Origin of the sequence: Acinetobacter sp. YH12043, assembly GCF_013419915.1 — a bacterium.
Lineage (GTDB): Bacteria > Pseudomonadota > Gammaproteobacteria > Pseudomonadales > Moraxellaceae > Acinetobacter.
The window spans coordinates 1-2,876 of record NZ_VOZD01000054.1 but is presented as its reverse complement, the minus strand read 5'-3'; the positions used below and the strand labels follow the sequence as shown (position 1 = coordinate 2,876).

General features: G+C 37.1%; 2 protein-coding genes and 4 pseudogenes. 3 read left to right on the top strand and 3 right to left on the bottom strand.

All coding sequences use genetic code 11. The features are described 5' to 3' along the window. Positions 1 to 134: pseudogene (locus FTU01_RS15365) on the bottom strand (IS1595 family transposase); the annotation flags it as partial. A gap of 40 nt (positions 135 to 174) precedes the next feature. Between FTU01_RS15365 and FTU01_RS15360 the strand changes: the two are divergent. From FTU01_RS15360 to FTU01_RS15350, 3 pseudogenes are all read left to right on the top strand, one after another. After that, a pseudogene (locus tag FTU01_RS15360) lies at positions 175 to 300 on the top strand (IS4 family transposase); the annotation flags it as partial. Positions 301 to 420: 120 nt separating this feature from the next. After that, positions 421 to 555 (top strand): annotated as a pseudogene (locus FTU01_RS15355) (IS3 family transposase); the annotation flags it as partial. 113 nt (positions 556 to 668) lie between these two features. Then, a pseudogene (locus FTU01_RS15350) lies at positions 669 to 791 on the top strand (VF530 family DNA-binding protein); the annotation flags it as partial. A gap of 624 nt (positions 792 to 1,415) precedes the next feature. Here the strand turns inward: FTU01_RS15350 and FTU01_RS15345 are convergent. Both FTU01_RS15345 and FTU01_RS15340 read right to left on the bottom strand, forming a co-directional pair. Further along, positions 1,416 to 1,817 carry an NUDIX domain-containing protein gene (locus FTU01_RS15345; protein ID WP_180139996.1) on the bottom strand — a complete coding sequence of 134 codons (402 nt, stop codon included), beginning with the start codon at positions 1,815 to 1,817 and terminating at the stop codon, positions 1,416 to 1,418. Then, the gene (locus tag FTU01_RS15340; RefSeq protein ID WP_180139992.1) at positions 1,814 to 2,404 is read right to left on the bottom strand and encodes a TIGR00730 family Rossman fold protein; all 591 of its coding nucleotides are present in this window, start codon (positions 2,402 to 2,404) and stop codon (positions 1,814 to 1,816) included. The genes FTU01_RS15345 and FTU01_RS15340 overlap by 4 nt, the downstream gene beginning before the upstream one ends. Positions 2,405 to 2,876: the final 472 nt, after the last annotated feature.

Below are 2,876 nucleotides of genomic sequence, written 5' to 3'. Positions count from 1 at the left end.
AGCATGTACCAATAGTTAATCGTATTACGATTTAAATTGAGTAATAAGGCTGTTTTGGAAGCAGGAATATCAACACAAAAGCATTGAATAATTTTTTTAATCTTGTAGTGACTTAATTTACTGTTTTTTATTATGATTCTAGACTAACATAATCATTTTGCTAGTCTAGAGCCTCGCTACGGTTTGGACTATGTTCAAATGGCTATTCTACGTTTGATTGGTTTTGGAAAAAAAGAAGAATTTAAGAAAGTGCTAGCAATTTTAAGAAAGAAAAAGCCTGATAGGACAAGGATCCTATGAAATTTGTCGTGTACAGAGATCTGTGTTATAGCGTTTTAAAACATCAGACTGCCTATCAAAGAGATTATTTATTAGCCGAATAATCTCAAAACCTGATTGACTACCAAGACGGTATCTCAGGTCGCTGACTTCACATATATTAAAACTCATTCAGATTGGGTCTAAACCACATTTATTATTGATGTTTTTTCATGTGCAATTGTTGGCTGGAAAGTATCAACACGTAAGAATACAGATATGGTGCTTGATGCGCTGAGTTATGTATCGTCTTTTGAGCTTGAAGCAATGTACGATTATAAGATTAACCCGTTAGGTCAGGTGGCCTAACTTAAATAAAAAAGTCTCCGACAAACCCGGTACGGTTCAGTTTTTGCATAGACCCAAGTGTTAAATCATCATTACGATTCTTGCGTACCACACCATGGACACGTGAAAAAGTAGAAAGCTTATATTTGTACGTCTTACGCCAAAAGGCCAAACAGAAACCGTAGCCTCAGGCAACACCCCTCTCATCATAAAATTATACCAGTCAGTAAAACACTCTTAGATTAAGCATATGAATGTTGGTTATTATTGTTGATTATCACAATAAATTAGTGACCAAAAATCAAAGTACCCTACCCCACCTTAAATTACGTCACACAAAATTAAAACTCTATATAACTGTTATATATAGAGTTTATTAACATACCAATTATGTAATTTAGTGTATTTTATGTCGGTGACTCTTGCCAAGGTTGGGGTCGCGAGTTCGAGTCTCGTTTCCCGCTCCAGATTCAAAAAGCCCTGATCGAAAGATTGGGGCTTTTTTTATTGTCGTTCTCAATGACTAAATATTCTGACTAATCCTGCTTTTTTCTCAAATTAAGAAAATTTTCTTTAAATCTTGAATCTCTAGAACTCTGGTTCGATTTATCTTTTTAGGGAACTCCTGCTAAAAGGATTGCACTTCATACAGGTTTAAGCATCTAATTCATCAAAGTAGTTAATGATAAAAAATCATAAAAAAAGCCCATTTGAGGGGAAATGGGCTTTTGTAAACATCAATATTAACGCTCTAATATGACAATCTGGTTAAATTTCATATCTATAGATTAAATTTTTTTGAGATCCTATTAGATTCCCAATAACTGCTTACACCACGGAATTGAAATATCCCGAGTTAAAGGGGCTAAAGGCAGGTCTGGATGATTAAGATCAACCCATTGCATTTCCGCAAGTTCAGCCTGAACCTGAGGCTGACTTTTTAATTTAACCTGATACAAATAACTGACCAGCGAATGATTCAATTCGTTCGCAGCCACGGTTTCATATTTACCAATATAAGACAGTATTTCCATCTCACAGCCTGTTTCTTCCAGAACTTCTCTAGAGAGTGCCGCTTCAGGCAGTTCATTGGGTTCCAGCTTTCCACCCACATGCATAAAGAAATCGGTATGTTTTTTACGAACCAACAAAATCTGATTCTGTTCATTCAGAATGATAGCCGCAGCAATCGTAATCACTTTATTACTCATACCGATTCTACTACCTTTACGCTTTTATTCCATTTCGGTTCAGGCGCATGATAATGCTCCAAAGCATCCAAAACTTCCTCAATTGAACTTGAGGAAATCAAGGCATCGGTAAAACGTGACTGGGTAAATCCAGCCTCAGTCGTTTTCTTCAAGAAATTCAGCAATTCATCATAAAATCCATGGATATTTAAAAATGCACAAGGTTTCTGATGAAGACCCAATTGCCCCCAGGTCAACTGCTCAAAAATTTCTTCTAAAGTCCCCACCCCGCCCGGCAAAGCAATAAATGCATCCGCCAGATCAGACATTTTTGTCTTACGTTCATGCATATTTTTCACCACATGCAGCTCTGTTAACAGCGGATGGGCCAATTCTGCATCGACCAGATTTTGTGGAATTACTCCAATGACTGTTCCACCAGCATGTAATGCACTATCAGCCACAACACCCATCAGTCCAGCTCGGCCGCCACCATAAACCAGCGTGATTCCCCGTTTCGCAATAGACTCACCCAAAGCTTGGGCCTGCTCTTTAAAATTTTCGCTATTCCCCATAGCTGAACCACAAAAGACTGCAATAGATTTCATTTTTTACCCCCTCATCAATCAACGTATTCTAACTGCATCAAAATAAAAAAATTGTCTTAAAAACAAGCAAAATAACCATAATCGGCTAATTTATCGAAGCGCATGATTCAGAATAAATTCTCACTTCTACAGAAAAATACGGATAATTTTCAGTCAGACTTGTACGCATTGACTTACATCGATTCCGGTTCTTTACGGCTATCCCGAATAGTGGAATTTTCCTATGATACTTACATCAGGAACAGGAAGTTCCATATAACAATGACAATAGATAAGCACAAGGATTGTAAGGTACGACAGGAGTTATACCGAGCTAACCAATACGAAAAACCCCGGCAGGATGCCGTAATGCCAGTCAGTTAAGCAAATATTAGTAAAATGTAGTAAAAATGAGTGTATGTAAATACGCTCATTTTTTTATGACTTTATCTGAAAATTTAGATTGCACCCTTCAACATTCTTTACCTTCACT

Coding starts and splice junctions, on each gene's coding strand:
- FTU01_RS15345 (WP_180139996.1), bottom strand. CDS start 1,817: ATGAGTAATAAAGTGATTACGATTGCTGCGGCTATCATTCTGAATGAA.
- FTU01_RS15340 (WP_180139992.1), bottom strand. CDS start 2,404: ATGAAATCTATTGCAGTCTTTTGTGGTTCAGCTATGGGGAATAGCGAA.